This is a genomic window from Rhodobacter sp. NSM (assembly GCF_052244495.1).
Lineage (GTDB): Bacteria > Pseudomonadota > Alphaproteobacteria > Rhodobacterales > Rhodobacteraceae > Cereibacter_A.
The window spans coordinates 1-1,040 of record NZ_JBQPXH010000057.1; the positions used below are offsets into that span (position 1 = coordinate 1).

At 63.5% G+C, this 1,040-nt stretch carries 1 protein-coding gene and 1 pseudogene; both read right to left on the reverse strand.

Annotated elements, in window-relative coordinates:
* A partial coding sequence (locus tag ACTVZP_RS22240; protein ID WP_443214304.1) for a transposase occupies positions 1-191 on the reverse strand: 191 nt, incomplete at its 3' end.
* Between the two features lie 171 nt (positions 192-362).
* Positions 363-997, reverse strand: a pseudogene (locus ACTVZP_RS22245) (recombinase family protein).
* Positions 998-1,040 lie beyond the last annotated feature (43 nt).

Sequence of the window (1,040 nt, forward strand, 5' to 3'; positions counted from 1 at the left end):
CCCTTCATGGTCAGGCAGCTCTGAATGGCGCCATCGCCATAGGCAGGCTGTCGGCCGCGCTTGCCAGTCGGCGCGGCTGCCCAGCTCATGGCCGGATCAAACCAGATCGTCAGCGAGCCGCGGCGCTTGAGCGCCTCGTTGCAGGCCGGCCAGTTCCGGGTCTTGCAGGTCGGGGGCGTCGGTCTGCTCATGTCCCCCAGCCACCACGCTGGATTCACGAGATGAATCCCGTCAGTCCATCTGTGCAACAGAATCCCTCGCCACCATCGAACCCAAGTTACTGATTTATTTGAACTTCCCCAGCCCCTTTTAGGCTGATGTTTACCACTGATGCCAGTGGTCAAAAGTCATAATCCATCCTGTCACAGGCCCCACCTCGACAACGCCGCCTCCGACTCGGCCCGCTGATCCCTGATCCGCAGAATGGTCTGACGCGACAGGCCGGTGGCCTTGGCGATCTCGGAGGCACCACGGCCAAACGCCAGATGATCGCAGACGGCGGTGAAGGTCGCCCGGTCGTAGCTGGGCCTCTTGCCCCGGTAGCGCTCGGCGTCACCCTTTGCCGCCTCGATCCCGGCCTTCTGCGCTTCCTCGGTGGCCTCGGCCTGCGCCTGTACCGATGCTGCCATGAAGGCGATCAGCGCGTCGCGCACCGCCTGCTGCATCGATCCCGCGTAGCACCATCGAAGACCATCCCGTTGATCACGGTCTTGATGATCACGCCCCGGCGCATGAAATCGCGGATGGTGTCGGTCACGTCCTGATAGTTCCGCCCGAGGCGATCCACCCAGCGCACCACCAGCACGTCACCGGAGCGCAGCATGACGAACAGGCGCTTGCCCTGTGCGCGATCAGCCAGCCGGGTGCTGATCCCCGAGGCGCAATGATCTGCCACCACCTCGTCGATGGTGAAGCCTGCGGCCTCGGCTTGGGTCTTCTGGTGGGTGAACGTCTGGTCAGCGGTCGAGACGCGGGCGTAGAGGATGGTCTTGGACATCGGTGCCTCGGCTGTCCGAATAGGTCATGGCCGATTGATGATC